Here is a 15061-nt window from a genome sequence, read left to right on the forward strand (position 1 = left end):
GGCATTCCCGGCGTCGCCAGTCGGCGGCGGCATCCCGGGCGTCACCAGTGGACGGCGGCATTCCCAGGCGTCACCAGTGGGCAGCGGCATCCCCAGGCGTCACCAGTAGACGGCGGCACCCCGTGCGGCCCGATTACTAGATCCCGACCTCCTTGGTCACCAGCGCGACCGCCTCGTCCACGTCGTCGCTGAGGTGGAAGAGCTCCAGATCGTGCATCGACGCCTTGCCCTCGGCGATGAGGGTGTCGCGCAGCCAGTCGACCAGCCCGCTCCAGTACGCCGTGCCGAACAGCACGATCGGGAAGCGGGTGACCTTACGGGTCTGGACGAGGGTGAGCGCCTCGAAGAGCTCGTCGAGGGTGCCGAGCCCTCCGGGGAGCACCACGAACCCGCGGGCGTACTTCACGAAACACGTTTTGCGCACGAAGAAGTACCGGAAGTCGACGCCGAGGTTCACATAGTCGTTCATGCCCTGCTCGAAGGGCAGCTCGATGCCCAGCCCGACGGAGGTGCCACCGGCCTCGTTGGCGCCCTTGTTGGCGGCCTCCATGGCGCCGGGGCCGCCCCCGGTGATCACCGCGAACCCGGCCTCCACCAGGGCCCGCCCCAGCCGTACGCCGGCGTCGTACTCCTTGGCGTCCCGCGGGGTGCGGGCCGAGCCGAAGACGCTGACGGCCGGGCCCAGCTCGGCCAGCGCGCCGAAGCCCTCGACGAACTCCGACTGGATGCGCATCACGCGCCAGGGGTCGGTGTGCACCCACTCGGAAGGGCCTTCGGAGTCCAGCAGCCGCTGGTCGGTGGTGCCGGCCTGCACCTGGTCCTGGCGGCGCAGTACGGGGCCCAGCCGCTGCTCCTCGGGGACCGGTGCTCCCTCGGGACTGGCCATGTCGTGCTCCCTCCGCTGGCAGTACGTGTGCCGTTTCAGCCTAGATCCGCCGACGTGAAGAGCAGGGGAATTCGGTGCGGAGGAGAACCGTCGGCGGCCGGGCCGGGCGAGGTCAGGCGGTCAGCCAGGCGCGCAGCCGCTCCTCACAGTGCAGGATGCGCTCGATGGCGACCCGCTCGTCCCTCTTGTGCGCGAGCAGCGGGTTGCCGGGGCCGTAGTTGACGGCGGGGACGCCCAGCGCGCTGAAACGGGACACGTCGGTCCAGCCGAACTTGGGCCGCGCACTGCCGCCGACGGCCTCCATGAACGCCTTGGCCGCCGGGTGGGACAAACCGGGCAGCGCGCCCGGGGAGTGGTCGTCGATGACGAACTCGTCCACCGGGCAGTCCGCGAAGACCTCCCGCACATGGGCCACCGCCTCGTCGGGAGTGCGGTCCGGGGCGTAGCGGAAGTTGACGGTGACCGTGCAGGCGTCCGGAATGACGTTGTTGGCGACCCCGCCCTCGATGCGGACGGCGTTGAGGCCCTCGCGGTATTCGAGGCCGTCGATGACCGGGCGGCGCGGCTCGTACGCGGCGAGCTTGGCCAGGATCGGGGCGGCGGCGTGAATCGCGTTGGCGCCCATCCAGCCGCGGGCGGAGTGGGCGCGCTCACCGGTGGTGCGCAGCAGGACCCGCAGGGTGCCCTGGCAGCCGCCCTCCACCTCGCCGTCGGAGGACTCCAGGAGGACGGCGAAGTCACCGGCGAGCCAGTCGGGGTGGGCGTCGGCGACATGGCCGAGGCCGTTGAGGTGGGCGGCGACCTCTTCGTTGTCGTAGAAGACGAAGGTCAGGTCGCGGTTGGGCTCCGGGACCGTGGCGGCCGTCCGCAGCTGGACGGCGACGCCGGACTTCATGTCGCTGGTGCCGCAGCCCCACAGGACGCCGTGCTCGTCGAGCCGGGAGGGGACGTTGCCGGCGATCGGCACGGTGTCGAGGTGTCCGGCGAGCACCACCCGCTCGTCGCGGCCGAGGTGGGTACGGGCCACGATGTTGTTGCCGTACCGGTCGACGGTCAGGTGCGGCAGCGCGCGCAGGGCGTGCTCGACGGCGTCGGCCAGGTCCTTCTCGTTTCCGCTCTCGGAGGGGAAATCCACCAGCTGCGCGGTGAGCGCGGCGGCGTCGAGCGACAGGTCGAGGGCGGGGTGGTGTCCGGAGTGCTCCATGGATCCGACCCTATCCGGAGCACTCCAGTACGGTGGGCCCGTGTCCGCCCAGCCCTCATCCTCCGTCTCCCGTGCCCGCTTGTGGCGTACCGTCGCGGCCGTCGCCGTACTCCTCGGACTGGCCGGCTATCTCGTCGTGCAGTACGTCACCGGTGGCCCGGGGGCGCCGCACTGCACGGTGCGGGCCGAGGACGGCTCCAAGGAGTACGAGCTCTCCCCGGAGCAGGCCGCGAACGCCGCGACGATCTCGGCCGTGGCGTCCTCGCGCGGGCTGCCGGAGCGGGCGGTGACCATCGCGCTGGCGACCGCGATGCAGGAGTCGGGGCTGCGCAACATCGACTTCGGTGACCGGGATTCGGTCGGGCTCTTCCAGCAACGGCCCTCGCAGGACTGGGGAACCGTGCAGCAGATCATGGACCCGGTGTATTCGGCCGGGGAGTTCTACCGGCATCTGGCGAAGGTGCCCGGGTACTCCCGGCTGCCGCTGACCGTCGCCGCCCAGAAGGTGCAGCGCAGCGGTTTTCCGCAGGCGTACGCCAAGCACGAGGCGAATGCCGCGCGGCTGACCGGGGCCCTCACGGGCCGCTATCAGGACGCGATGACCTGCACCGAGAGCGGACCGGTGAATGCGCAGGCGGGCGGCGCCGCAAAGGTGCGGGAGAAGCTGGTGCGGGAGTTCGGCCCGCAGGTGCTCCCGGGGGCGGGCGCTTCCGCCGGCCATGCGACGGGCGGCGGGCGCGGGGTGACGATACCGGTACGGCAGTCCGGTCCGGCGGCGGGCGAGGCCCCGCGGCGCGGCTGGGAGCTGGCGACGTGGGCCATGGCGCACTCCGCCGAGCTGCGCATCGAACAGATCTCTTACGCCGGCCGGACGTGGCGCGCGGCCGATTCCGGGAAGGGCTGGCAGCCGAAGCAGGCCGCTTCCCCGGCGACCGCACACGACGTTCGTATCGTCACCGCGCAATAGTTTGCCGGGTCCCCCGAAAGGGGCACCCACAGCAATTCCCTTTCCTGTGGCGGCAGTTGAGGACGCACCTTTCCCGGGTTCCGTCAATTGTCTTGTGCGTAAAGGGCCGTGACGTTTCCGCGACACCCGCGGCTGCGCACATATTGCCCGTCTTTAGCCAGGGCCGATTATGTGACGCGTTACCAACTCTTTACCTTAGTTCACCGCAACCTTCGGGGTTCTGAAGCGGTAGTCAGTGCGTCCGCCCGGCGGACATGGCACATCTGTCAGAAGTCCGAGTCCTTCTCCGTAAAAGGAGCACCATGTCCCTCCCCGTTACGCGTCGGATCGCCCGAGCCGCCCTGCTCGTTGCAGCGGGTGCCGCTCCCGTGGTCGCTGCGGCCGGTTCCGCGAGCGCCGTGGAACTGCCCGCCAAGACACCCGACCTGGGCGGACTGACGGCGCCCCTGGACTCCAAGAACACCAGCGCCACCCTCGACCGCACCGCACACGACGGCGTCGGCCTGCTCAACGCGGCCGGCAGCAAAGCAGCGACGAAGCTCGCCCCGGCGCTCGTCGAGACCGCCGGCCCGGCCGTGAAGAAGGCCATGCCGCTCACCCAGGGCGCCGCGGACAAGGCCGAGTCCCTGGTCCGCCCGGTCGCCAAGCACGGCATCTCCACCAGCTCGCTGCCGCTCGACGCGGCCAAGGCTCTGGTCGGCTCGTCCCACGGCCTGCTCGCTCCCGCCCAGGGCCTGCTCGGCGGTCTGCCGCTCGGCGGCCGCTGACCGGCCGCCCGCCCGCGCGACGCGCAGGGGCCCGGGGAGTTGACGCTCCCCGGGCCCCTGCGCGTGGTCATGCGCGGCGACGGCTCACTTCGACAGGCGGCGCACCGCGGCGTCCACCCGCTCGTCGGTCGCGGTGAAGGCGATCCGTACGAAGCGCTCCCCCGCGGTGCCGTAGAACTCGCCGGGGGCGACGAGGATGCCGTGTTCGGCGAGCGCGGCGACGGTGTCCCAGCAGGGCTCGTCGCGGGTCGCCCAGAGGTAGAGCGAGGCCTCGCTGTGCTCGATGCGGAAGCCCGCGGCCTCGAAGGCCCCACGCAGCGCGGCCCGGCGGCGGGCGTAGCGCTCGCGCTGCTCGGCGACATGGGCGGTGTCGCCCAGCGCGGCGACGGTGGCGGCCTGGACCGGGGCCGCGATCATCATGCCGCCGTGCTTGCGGAGCTGCAGCAGGTCGCCGAGGACCGCGGGGTCGCCGACGAGGAAGGCGGAGCGGTAGCCGGCGAGGTTGGAGCGCTTGGACAGCGAGTGCACGGCGACCAGGCCCTCGTGTGAGCCGCCGCAGACGTCCGGGTGCAGCACGGAGACCGGGTCGGCCTCCCAGCCCAGTTCGAGGTAGCACTCGTCGCTGAAGACCAGCACACCGTGCTCGCGCGCCCAGGCGACGGTGCGGCGCAGCTCGTCGGCGCCGAGCACCCGGCCGGTGGGGTTGGACGGCGAGTTCAGCCAGAGCAGCTTGAGGCCGCTGGGGTCCAGGTCCCAGGGGTCGTCGTAGACGACCGGCTCGGCGCCGGCCAGGCGGGCGCCGACCTCGTACGTCGGGTAGGCCAGGCGCGGGTAGCCGACCTTGTCGCCGGGGCCCAGGCCCAGCTGGGTCGGCAGCCAGGCCACCAGCTCCTTGGAGCCGACGACCGGCAGCACATGGGTGTGGTCCAGGCCCCGGGCGCCGAGGCGGTCGGCGGCCCAGCCGGTGAGGGCGTCCCGCAGCGCGGCCGTGCCCCACACCGTCGGGTAGCCCGGGCTGTCGGCCGCCGCGGTCAGCGCCTGCTGCACGACAGCGGGGACCGGGTCGACCGGGGTGCCGACGGACAGGTCGACGATGCCGTCGGCGTGCGCGGCAGCGGTGGCCTTGTACGGCTCCAGCCGGTCCCAGGGGAACACGGGCAGGCGGTCGCGGAGCGACGCGCGGGGGGAGACGGACTGGGAAGAGGAGGCTGCGCCCACGGTGCTCTCTTTCTGGATGGTGCGGGGGCCGCGGCAGACATGCGTCGGTCCCGTACGGAACGGGCCGTACGGGACCGAGCGGCGCCGTGCGACCGCGAGACCCGGGAAGCAAGAGGGAGCGGTGGCTCCCCCTTGGCCCTGGGGTCGTTACTGGTTCTGCGGCGGCAGCGCCGCGATGAAGGAGTGGTCACGCTCGATCAGGCCGAGCTTGCTGGCGCCACCGGGCGAGCCGAGCTCGTCGAAGAACTCCACATTCGCCTTGTAGTAGTCCTTCCACTCCTCGGGAGTGTCGTCCTCGTAGAAGATCGCCTCGACCGGGCACACCGGCTCACAGGCGCCACAGTCGACGCATTCGTCCGGGTGGATGTACAAGGACCGCTGGCCCTCGTAGATGCAGTCGACCGGGCACTCCTCGATGCACGCCTTGTCCTTGACGTCGACACAAGGCTGCGCGATGACGTAGGTCACGCTGTCGTTCCTCCTCGGTAGGGCCGGCGGACCGATTGGCAGTACCGCCGCTGGGCGCGCGGGAGCGCGGCGTCGTCGATGCCCGCCATCTAGTATCTCCGTTCCCGGGCGCGAGACGAACAAGAGGGGCGGTTTGAGCGATGGAATTCCTGGCCGGTGGCCGCGGGGAGGTTCGCATCACCCGCGCTGACGTGGGCAAAAGGGTATCCGTCCGGCGCCTGACCGGGGGCGGGGAGGGGCCGGAGGCGTTCACGGACGCGGTCGGCATTCTCACATCCTGGGACGAAGGTGTGCTGAGCATCACACGGCGCACCGGCGAGTGCGTCCGGGTCGAGGAGTCCTCGCTGGTGGCGGCCAAGGTGGTGCCCGCCGCCCCGGCCCGCCGGAAGGTCCCGGCGGCCACCCCCCGGGAGCTCCAGGAGGTCGCGGCCCGCGGCTGGCCCGCCGTCGAGACGGAGCGTCTCGGCCAGTGGACGCTGCGTGCTTCGGGGGGCTTCACCCGCCGCGCCAATTCCGTACTGCCCCTCGGCGACCCCGGCCTCCCGCTGGAGGCGGCGCTGGAGCACATCGGCCGGTGGTACGGCGCCCGGGGGCTGCCGCCGGTGATCGCGGTCGCCACCGGCCGGGCGGACACCGACGCCGAGCTGGCCGCGCGGCTGGCGGAGCGCGGCTGGGCCGACGAGGCACACACCACGGTCCGGATCGCGGCGCTGGCGCCACTCGCCGACACCGGGGCGGACACCTCACGGGTCGCGCTGTCCCGGGAGCCGGACGCGGACTGGCTGGCCCTGTACAACCGGACCGGCGGGGGCGGCGGGGGCCAGGAGGTCGGCGAGGACGCCTGGAAGGTGCTGACCGGCGGGCCCTCGGTGTGGTGCGCGACGGTGCACGGCGCGGACGGCCGGACCGCGGCGATCGGACGGCTGGCGGTCGACGGGCGCTGGGCGGGGTTCGCGGCGGTCGAGGTGGCCCCGGACGCGCGGCGGCAGGGGCTGGCCACCCTGGTGATGGCGGCGCTCGCCGAACGGGCCCTCGCGGAGGGCGCCTCGGCGGCGTATCTGCAGGTCGAGGCGGACAACAACGACGCCCTCGGGTTCTACGACCGGCTCGGCTTCACCGACCACCACGGCTATCACTACCGGCGGCCCCTGCCGGACGCCCGGCGCTGAAGGGTGTGCCCCCCATGCCTCAGGAACCCGGGCACGAAGCGGACGACGCCCGCGCGGCACGCCGTCAGCAGTTCGCCGAGGCCGCGCGCGCCGAGCGGCCCGATCTGGCGCTGCTGTGCCTGCTGATCTGCGCCGAGGCCGATCCCGCGCTGGACGAGGCGGGCCTCGACGCGGCGCAGATCGAACTGGACCGGCTGGCCGGACTGCTCCCGTACGCGCCCGACCGCCGCCCGGCCACCGCCCCGCCCGACAGCGCCGCGCGCACCCCCTCCGACAGCGGTCCCGCCGCCTGGGCCCGTCACCTCGCCGAACTGCTCGGCACCCGGTACGGCTTCGGTGGCTCGCCCGCCGACTACCGGCGGCTGGAGTCCTCGCTGCTGCACGAGGTGCTGCGGCGGCGCCGCGGCCTGCCGATCCTGCTGTCGGTGGTGTGGATGGAGGTCGCCCGGCGGGCCGGCGCCCCCGTGTACGGGGTGGCGCTGCCCGGCCATTTCGTCGTCGGCTTCGGCGACCCCCTGGGCGCGCATGTGCTGGCCGATCCGTTCGGCGGCGGCCGGCTGCTGACCGAGGAGGACACCGAGCTGCTGGTCGCGGGCGCGACCGGCGAGCGGCTGAGCCGGCGGATGACGGCGCCCGCCGACCCCCTGGAGATCGTGCTGCGGGTGCTCAACAACATCCGGGCCTGGGCACGGGCGCGGCCCGAGCACAGCGCGGTGCAGCTGTGGGCGCTGGAGCTGTCGCTGCTGCTGCCGAGCCATCCGGCGCGGCTGCGCCTGGAGCGGGCCCAACTGCTCGTCGAGCGCGGTGCCTTCCTCGCGGGCGCGGCCGAGCTGGAGGAGTACGCGCGGGTGGTGGAGCCGGTCGAGCCCGCCGGGGCGAAGGCGATCCGGCGTCAGGCCGCGGCGGCGCGCGCCATGCTCAACTGAGCGGCGGCGGGGGTGCGGCGGACGACCAGCACCGTGGCATCGTCCTTGAGGTCGCCGTCGGTGAAGGTTTCCAGGTCGGCGCGGAGCGTACGGGCCAGTTCGGCCGGCTCCAGATGCGTCCACCCGGCCAGCCGCTCGGCCAGCGGGTAGAACTCGCCGTCCGTGCAGCGCGCCTCGGTCACCCCGTCCGTGCACAGCACGATCCAGTCGTCGGGCGCGGGGTGGATCCGCACGCTGTGCAGGGGCTCCGCGCTGAGCGCGCCCAGGCCGAGGGGCAGGCCGCCCTCACCGTCGCGGCGCTCGTGGACCTGGCCGTCGCGCACCAGGTAGTACGGGATGTGGCCGCAGGACAGCACGTGGCCCTGCGACCGGCCGGGCATGCTGCGCACCTCCATCAGCAGCGCGGTGACGAAGCGCCCTTCGGTGCCCGGCTCGGCCGAGCGGGCGTTGTAGCGGGCCAGCGCCTGCTCCATCCGCCCGGCCACCGACTCCAGTGAGTCCTGGTACTGCGCGGCCTCGCGGAACGACGCCAGCACGTCGATGCCCGCGCCGATGGCCGGCATGCCCTTGCCCTGGACGTCGCCGATCATCAGCCGCAGCCCGTGCGGGGTGTCGATGGCCTCGTAGATGTCGCCGCCGACCCGGGCCCCCTCCTGGGCGGAGACATAGAAGCCGTACACCTCGGCCGGGCCTGCCCGCAGCGGCAGCTCGCGCAGCACCGCCCGCTGCACCGTGTCGGCCACCAGGGACGTCCGGGCGTGCAGCGCCTCGCGCTGGAGCCGGATGCGGCACAGCACCAGGGAGAACGCGGCCACCAGGAAGGAGCCGAAGACGCCCACCACCCGGGTGGCCGGAATCCAGTCGGGCACGGTGAAGATGTCGACATAGGTCAGGCACACGACGAAGACGGCGGAGACCACCAGCGTCCGGCGGAACGAACACCGCAGCGCGGCGTACAGCGGGACGAAGCCCACGAAGGCCGAGATGTGCAGCTCCGGGCCGGTCGTCGCATCCAGCACGGCGACGACGACGATCACGATGATCAGGAACACCGGCGTCCAGCGGCCGCTGTCCGTGCCTCGGTCGTCAGCCTTCACCCTTCAAGCCTGCGATATGCCGCCCGGCAGCGCACCGGGACGGCGGCGCCGGTCCTCCGGGATCCGACGGGGCACCACGCCTAGGGTGTGTCGTTTGGATCAGGGCGGATCAGGGAGCGGGGTCTGGTGCACTTCGTTCGCTGCGCTCTCTCCGTCTCGGCTCCACAAGAGCCACCGGATGCCGAGCGCGATCGCAAGGCGGAGGAGGGAGTCGACGCGGGGCGATGGGGGTCCCCCCGCGCCGTTCAGGCGTGGGGGAGTGCGTGCCAGACCCCGCGAGCCCGCCATGATCCAAACGACACACCCTAGAGCCAGCCCTTGTCGCGGGCCGTGCGGACCGCCTCGGCGCGGTTGCGGGCGGCGGTCTTCTGGATGGCGAGGGAGAGGTAGTTGCGGACCGTGCCCTGGGAGAGATGGAGGGCGTGGGCGATCTCGGCGTTGGTGGAGCCGTCGGCGGCGGCCCCCAGGACCTCCCGCTCCCGCTCGGTCAGCGGGCTGGCGCCGTCGGCGAGCGCGGCCGCCGCCAGCACCGGGTCGATGACCCGCTCACCGCGCAGAACGCACCGCACCGCGTCGGCGAGCCGGGCCGCCGGGGCGTCCTTGACGAGGAAGGCGTCGGCGCCGGCCTCCATGGCGCGGCGCAGATAGCCGGGGCGGCCGAAGGTGGTCAGAATGACGATCTTGACGCCGGGCAGCGCGTCGCGCAGCGCGGCGGCGGCGTCCAGTCCGCTGAGGCCGGGCATCTCGATGTCCAGCAGCGCTACGTCCACGGCGTGGTCCCGTGCGGCCGGGACCACCTCGTCCCCGCGGGCCGCCTGGGCGACGACGTCGAGATCGGCCTCCAGCGACAACAGCGCGGCCAGCGCCTCGCGGACCATCGACTGGTCCTCCGCCAGCAGCACTCTGATCATGCGGGCCAGCCTAAGCCGTACGGGTGGGGTGCCGCGGCGCCGGATACGCGACGGGAAACGGAGGGCCGTGCTCCACCGGCCCGTCCGGGGCCCGGCCGGTGCCCGACTCGGGAGAGCTGTCCAGGGCGGGGGCCGGGGCGCCCGGCGGGGCGGCGGCGCCCAGCGGGACATAGGCGCGCAGGGCGAAGCCGCGCCCGCGCGGGGCGGGTCCGGTCTCCAGCCGGCCGCCGACCGGCCCGAGGCGTTCGCGCAGACCGCTGAGGCCGTTGCCGTCGTGCTGGGCGCGGGGCGGGCCCGCGCCGTCGTCGAGCACCGTCAGACACAGAAAGCGGCGCTCATCGGCCTCCCACTCCTCGGAGAGCAGCAGTTCGCAGCGGTGCGCCCCGCTGTGCCGCAGGACGTTGGTGACGGCCTCGCGCAGCGCCCAGGCCAGCACGCCCTCCTCATCGGCGGCGAGCCCGCGGTATTCGCCCTCCAGCGCCGGGTCGGCGGTGACCGTGATCCCCGCGGTGCGCAGCGCGGCCCGGGCGCCGGCCAGCTCCACGGCGAGCCGGGGCCTGCGGTAGCCGGTGACCGCCTCCCGCACGTCGACCAGCGCCTGTCTGCTGACCTGCTCTATGTCGGCGACCTGCCGGGCGGCGTCCTCGGGCCGGTCGGGCAACATCCGGCCGGCCAGCTCGCTCTTGAGCGTTATCAGGGAGAGGGAGTGGCCGAGGAGGTCGTGCAGATCGCGGGCGAGCCGCAGCCGCTCGTCGTTGGCGGCCAGGCGGGCGACCTCCTGGCGGGCGGCGCGCAGCTCCGTGGTCGTCCGGATCAGATACTGCACCCCGACCATCATGAAGCCGCTGCCCAGCGCGGGCAGGCCGTAGGAGAAGAGGTAATAGCCGTGGATCTGCGGATAGCTCGCCCCGATGGTGAGCAGGACCGCGGTGATCAGCGGAATGGACCACCGGGACTGCTGCCAGGGCAGCACCACCGCCGAGCCGACGCTGGTGAAGATGAACAGCACCAGCCAGGAGGCGTCCAGGATCCAGGACAGGGTGACGGACAGCGCCAGCATGACGGCCAGCAGGCCGTACATCGGCAGGGGGGTGGTCTTGCGCCACAGATGACGGAAGATCAGCAGGAAGTAGGCGAGAACGAAGAGCGTGAGCCCCAGGCTGCCCCAGATCCGCTCGGCCAGGGAGATGCCGGGCTCCAGCATCCGGCCCACCGGGCCGGCGAGATACAGCAGCCAGACGGCGATCCAGGCCGTCTTGCCGAGCGCCTGGCGGCGGGTGCGGGCCGCCTGCCCCATCATCATGGGGTTCTCGACCCCGGGCTCACTCGTCATCTCCCCGCCTCTCACGCCTTTCTGGTGTCCTTGCGGTACAGCCAGGCCGCGCCGCCGGCGAAGACCAGCAGGTAACCGGCCAGGAGGGCGATGTCCTTCCCATGCGGTGCGCCGCCAGCCTCGACGGCGGTGCCGAGCGCCGCGTACGCATGCGTCGGGAGCCACTCGGCGACATTCTGCGCCCACTGCGGCAGGAACGTCAGCGGCATCCACAGGCCACCGAGGAACGCCAGGCCGAAGTAGCACAGCATCGCGATCGGGCGCACCGCGTCGCCGGTGGCCAGATAGCCGATGGCCACGCCCAGGGCGGCGAAGACGAAACTGCCGAGCCAGGTGCCGGCCGCGATGGCGAGCCACTGCCAGGCCTCCAGCCGTACGCCCTTGACCACCGCGCCGACCAGCAGGACCAGCAGGATCGAGGGCAGGCTGACGGTCGCGGCGGCGGCTATCTTCGCGGCGACATAGCCACGTCCGGGCAGCGCGGTCAGCCGCAGTTGGCGCACCCAGCCGTTCTCGCGCTCCTTGGCGATGCGCTCGCTGTTGCCCAGCAGGACGGCGGTCATGGCACCGAATGCTGCCATGGAGACCATGAAGTACAGCCCCATGTTCAGCTGCATACCGGGGATCGGCTTGCTGTCCGCGCCGCCCGCGATGATCAGGTACAGCGCCGGCGGATAGATCACCGAGAAGAACATGAACTTCTTGTTGCGCAGGGCGCGGATGATTTCCAGCTTGATCAGGGTGGTCATCGGGCCGCCTCCTCGGCGGTGGCAGAGCTCGCGTCGGACGCCGTGGTGAGGGCGAGGAAGGCCTGCTCCAGGCCGAGGCCGGAGACTTCGAGGTGGTGCGGGTAGCAGCCGAGGCCGTAGAGGGCGTGGACGGTGGCGTCGGCGTCCTGGGACTGGATGCGGACCGTACGGCCCGAGATCTCCAGGGATGTCAGGGACGGCAGGCCGAGCAGCGCTTCGCGGTCGATCGGCCCGTCGAGGTCGAAGGCGATCCGGCGGGCGCCGGCCCGGGCCTTGATCTCGGCGGCGGTGCCGTCGGCCAGCACCCGGCCGCGGTGCAGCACGATGACCCGGTCGGCGATCGCGTCGGCCTCTTCGAGGTAGTGGGTCGCGAAGAGGACCGTCCGGCCCTGGTCGGCCTGTTGGCGCATCGCGCCCCAGAAGGTCTGGCGGGCGGAGACGTCCATACCGGTGGTCGGCTCGTCCAGCACGATCAGGTCGCCCGCGCCGGCGGTGGCCATCGCGAAGCGGACCCGCTGTTCCTGGCCGCCGGAGAGCTTGTCGACCGTGCGGTCGGCGATGTCGGTGAGGCCGGCCGCGGTCAGAACCTCGTCGAGCGGATGGCCGCGCGGATGCAGATCGCAGGCGAGCTTGACCAACTCCCTGACCTTGACGCCTTCCATCAGGCCGCCGCTCTGCAGCATCGCGCCGACCCTGCCCTGCTCGATGGCGCGCTGCGGGGTCGTACCGAACAGCGTCACGCGGCCGGCGTCGGCGGTGCGCAGCCCGAGGAGCAGATCAAGGGTGGAGGACTTGCCCGCGCCGTTGGGGCCGAGGAGGGCGACGGTCTCGCCCGGGTACAGCTCCAGATCGAGGTCGGCCACCGCGCGCACCGCGCCGTAAGCCTTGCTGACCTGCCGGAAGCTGACCACGGGGGCCCGGGCCGCCTCCTGGGCGGTACCGGCTGGGGTGGTCGCTGTGGTCGTCATGTCCCTCAGCATCCGCGAGGGGGCACCGTGTGCGGCAGTGTCGAGTGTCCGCACTGTGCCATGACATCTGTCATGGGGAAGGCCCCCTAGGGGACGTTCCCGGTGTGCGCCGGGAATGCGCCCTGGGGGGCCTCCTGCCTGCGGATCCGCCGCCGCGTGGCGGTCAGTTGCCGTTGGTGGCGATGGTCTGGATCCGCTCGGACGGGGTGGTGCCGAGCAGTGCCCTGCCGACCGCGCTCGCCACTTCCTCGACGCTGACGGGGTGCTTGGAGCCGTCTCCCTTGGTCACCAGCACGCCGTTGAAGGTGTCGCCGTAGAGCGCCTTGAGCGCCGGACGGTCGTAGTACGGCACCAGCGCGCCGTTGACGATCTTGAAGGACAGGAACTTCGGGATGGACTTCTGCGGGCTGAAGGAGACCGTGTGCGCCGCGTCCGTACGGACCGTCACCAGGCCGGACATCGCGGGCTCGGCGAACTGCTTCAACGCCTTGTCCACCGCGGCCTTGCTGACCTGCGGCTGCTGGGTGCTGGCGGCCAGCACCACCGGGGCGTCGGAGCCGGTCGTGGCGCGCCGGCGGTAGGCGTCGGCGACCTTCTTCTTGGACGCCTGCACGTCGATGGCCTTGTGCGGTCTCCCGTAGTGCGGCACCGCCTTGCCGTTCTCGAAGGTGATCCCGCCGTCCGCGGTGGCGCCTCCGGGTCCGGCGGCGTTCTCCAGCGCGATCTGCAGCTTCTCGTCGTCGACGAGCACCGCCGGCTCGGCCGTGCGGCTCACGCCGAACAGCGAGCCGATGACGGAGACGGGGTTGTAGTCCCGGCCGGCCGCCTTGCGGACGGTGGCCTGCGGGTCGATGTCCAGGCCCGCCTTGGCGGGCTGGAGGGTCTCGGACTTGCCGTCGACGGTGAGCTTGAGGGGCTCGCTGCGGCGGCCCTTGAGCTCCGCCTCCAGCTTCTTGACGGCGTCTTCCTTGCTGGAGCCGCCGATGTCCACACCGAGCGCGGTGGTGCCGTTGGGCACGTCGGCGTGGTCGAGCAGCAGCCCCGCGCCGTAGGCGACGCCGGCCAGGACCACGACGGCCACACCCAGGAGAACGAGCTTGTTACGGCCCTTTTTGGGCGGGTTGATCGGCTCGGGGATCTTGGGCCGCGGCTTGGGGGCGGCGCCCTCGCCCTCGCCGGCCGGGCCGGCCGGGAACGGCGACGGGGACGACGGGCCGTCCGCGCCGGGGGTCTTCGGGATGCCGCTGACCAGCGTGTCGCCGGACACCCGGCTGTGGCCCCCGGCCGGTCCGCCCTGCGGGCCGCTCTTCCCGCGCCTGCCCTTCGGGCCGCCGGGCGCGGAGCCCTGGGGGCCGCCGGGCAGCCCGCCCGAGATCCCGCCGCCGGCGCCGAGGCCGCTGCCCGGCCCGGCGAGCGGCGCCGGCGGCTGCGGGGTGAGCTCGGCGGTGTCGTCGATCCGGGGCGTGGCGCCGGTGCCGGCGTCACTGAAGCCGGGCGGGAGGTTGAGCGCGGAACTGCCGCGCGCCGGCCCGGTCGTCGGTCCGCTGGGGCCGGCCGCCGGGGAGTCGAACGGGCTGTGGTCGCGGGCGGGCCCCGCGGGGGCGTCGAACGGCGAGGGGCCGCCGACCGCACCGTCGAACGGCGACGGGGCACCGGCCGGGCCGCCGTCGAACGGCGAACCGCCGGGACGGGCACCGCCGCCGGGACGGGCACCGCTGTCGTACGGCGACACGCCCTCCTGCGGGGCCGGGCCGTCCTGCGGGGCCGGGCTGTCGGAGAAGTACGGCAGGTCGGGGCGCTGCTGCGGCGTGGCGCCCGAGGTGCCGCGCGGCGGGGTCGCACCGCCCGGGGCGGGCGGCGCCGGGTGCGAGCCGGTCGTGGAGGACGCACCGCCGGCGCCGGCCTGCGGCTTGCGCGGCGCGAACCAGTCGCTGGTCTTCTCGGGGCGGCCGGCCGCGGGGGCCTCCTCCGCCGGAGCCTCGGGCCGCGGCGTGTTCGCCGTACGCTCCGCGTTCCGCTCGCCGCCTGGGCGGGGCGTTCCCCGGGAGCCGGCGGAACCGCCGGATCCAGCCGATGCGTTCATGCCGGACTCCTCACCGACGGGCTTGCGCACGACGACCGGCGGGATGGGGCGCGACCCCGGAATGTTGATCTTGATCCGCGTCGTCAGCGTGGTCTCGGTTTTGGGCTCCTCCGGCCGCGCCGCGGCACCGGGCGCCGGCGCCTCGTCGGCATCTCCCCTGGGCGAGCCGTACGGCGGCGTCCCTGACGGGTACGCGGCTCCGCCACGGCCCTGGGGGCCGGAGGACGAACTGTCAGATTCACGACTCAAAGCAGGTTCTCCCGGTTGGCTCCGCCGCTCGTCAGAGATGTTTCCCGGCCCACAGACCGGGAGGTG

At 73.0% G+C, this 15061-nt stretch carries 14 protein-coding genes; 4 read left to right on the forward strand and 10 right to left on the reverse strand.

What is annotated here, in order from left to right:
• Nucleotides 1-136: 136 nt before the first annotated feature.
• Entirely contained in the window at nucleotides 137-886 is a 750-nt protein-coding gene (locus tag CPH93_RS11510; RefSeq protein WP_006603293.1) for a TIGR00730 family Rossman fold protein, read from the reverse strand.
• A gap of 112 nt (nucleotides 887-998) precedes the next feature.
• The gene (dapE, locus tag CPH93_RS11515) at nucleotides 999-2090 is read right to left on the reverse strand and encodes a succinyl-diaminopimelate desuccinylase (protein WP_093485035.1); all 1092 of its coding nucleotides are present in this window, start codon (nucleotides 2088-2090) and stop codon (nucleotides 999-1001) included.
• Nucleotides 2091-2130: 40 nt separating this feature from the next.
• Here dapE and CPH93_RS11520 point away from each other — a divergent pair, with 40 nt between their 5' ends.
• Nucleotides 2131-3057 (forward strand): heavy metal transporter, encoded by a 927-nt coding sequence (locus CPH93_RS11520; protein ID WP_093485034.1) that lies wholly within the window; start codon nucleotides 2131-2133, stop codon nucleotides 3055-3057.
• 302 nt (nucleotides 3058-3359) lie between these two features.
• Nucleotides 3360-3824 (forward strand): ATP-binding protein, encoded by a 465-nt coding sequence (locus CPH93_RS11525; protein WP_231977271.1) that lies wholly within the window; start codon nucleotides 3360-3362, stop codon nucleotides 3822-3824.
• Nucleotides 3825-3908: 84 nt separating this feature from the next.
• On the opposite strand, the gene dapC is transcribed toward CPH93_RS11525, so the two are convergent.
• On the reverse strand, nucleotides 3909-5042 hold the full coding sequence (gene dapC, locus CPH93_RS11530; RefSeq protein WP_096212723.1) for a succinyldiaminopimelate transaminase: 1134 nt from the start codon (nucleotides 5040-5042) through the stop codon (nucleotides 3909-3911).
• A gap of 147 nt (nucleotides 5043-5189) precedes the next feature.
• Nucleotides 5190-5510 (reverse strand): ferredoxin, encoded by a 321-nt coding sequence (gene fdxA, locus CPH93_RS11535; RefSeq protein ID WP_006603298.1) that lies wholly within the window; start codon nucleotides 5508-5510, stop codon nucleotides 5190-5192.
• Nucleotides 5511-5650: 140 nt separating this feature from the next.
• Here fdxA and CPH93_RS11540 point away from each other — a divergent pair, with 140 nt between their 5' ends.
• Both CPH93_RS11540 and CPH93_RS11545 read left to right on the forward strand, forming a co-directional pair.
• Nucleotides 5651-6679: a GNAT family N-acetyltransferase gene (locus CPH93_RS11540; RefSeq protein ID WP_096212725.1), complete on the forward strand. Its 1029-nt coding sequence runs from the start codon at nucleotides 5651-5653 to the stop codon at nucleotides 6677-6679.
• Between the two features lie 14 nt (nucleotides 6680-6693).
• Entirely contained in the window at nucleotides 6694-7605 is a 912-nt protein-coding gene (locus tag CPH93_RS11545) for a transglutaminase-like domain-containing protein (RefSeq protein ID WP_093485030.1), read from the forward strand.
• Here the strand turns inward: CPH93_RS11545 and CPH93_RS11550 are convergent.
• The 6 genes from CPH93_RS11550 to CPH93_RS11575 form a co-directional block, all read right to left on the reverse strand.
• Entirely contained in the window at nucleotides 7572-8702 is a 1131-nt protein-coding gene (locus tag CPH93_RS11550; protein WP_096212727.1) for a PP2C family protein-serine/threonine phosphatase, read from the reverse strand. The two genes, CPH93_RS11545 and CPH93_RS11550, sit on opposite strands and share 34 nt — an antisense overlap.
• 305 nt (nucleotides 8703-9007) lie before the next feature.
• Nucleotides 9008-9613 carry a response regulator transcription factor gene (locus CPH93_RS11555; RefSeq protein ID WP_093485028.1) on the reverse strand — a complete coding sequence of 202 codons (606 nt, stop codon included), beginning with the start codon at nucleotides 9611-9613 and terminating at the stop codon, nucleotides 9008-9010.
• Between the two features lie 10 nt (nucleotides 9614-9623).
• Nucleotides 9624-10946 carry a sensor histidine kinase gene (locus CPH93_RS11560; RefSeq protein ID WP_231977273.1) on the reverse strand — a complete coding sequence of 441 codons (1323 nt, stop codon included), beginning with the start codon at nucleotides 10944-10946 and terminating at the stop codon, nucleotides 9624-9626.
• A gap of 11 nt (nucleotides 10947-10957) precedes the next feature.
• Entirely contained in the window at nucleotides 10958-11695 is a 738-nt protein-coding gene (locus CPH93_RS11565; protein ID WP_093485027.1) for an ABC transporter permease, read from the reverse strand.
• Nucleotides 11692-12663, reverse strand: coding sequence for an ABC transporter ATP-binding protein (locus tag CPH93_RS11570; RefSeq protein WP_096212728.1), 972 nt, complete (start codon nucleotides 12661-12663; stop codon nucleotides 11692-11694). Before CPH93_RS11570 ends, CPH93_RS11565 begins: the two co-directional genes overlap by 4 nt.
• A 163-nt stretch (nucleotides 12664-12826) precedes the next feature.
• Nucleotides 12827-14995, reverse strand: a complete 2169-nt coding sequence (locus tag CPH93_RS11575) for a hypothetical protein (RefSeq protein ID WP_173909782.1) — start codon at nucleotides 14993-14995, stop codon at nucleotides 12827-12829.
• Nucleotides 14996-15061: the final 66 nt, after the last annotated feature.

It is taken from the genome of Streptomyces sp. 2323.1 (assembly GCF_900221035.1).
GTDB classification, from domain to species: domain Bacteria; phylum Actinomycetota; class Actinomycetes; order Streptomycetales; family Streptomycetaceae; genus Streptomyces; species Streptomyces sioyaensis.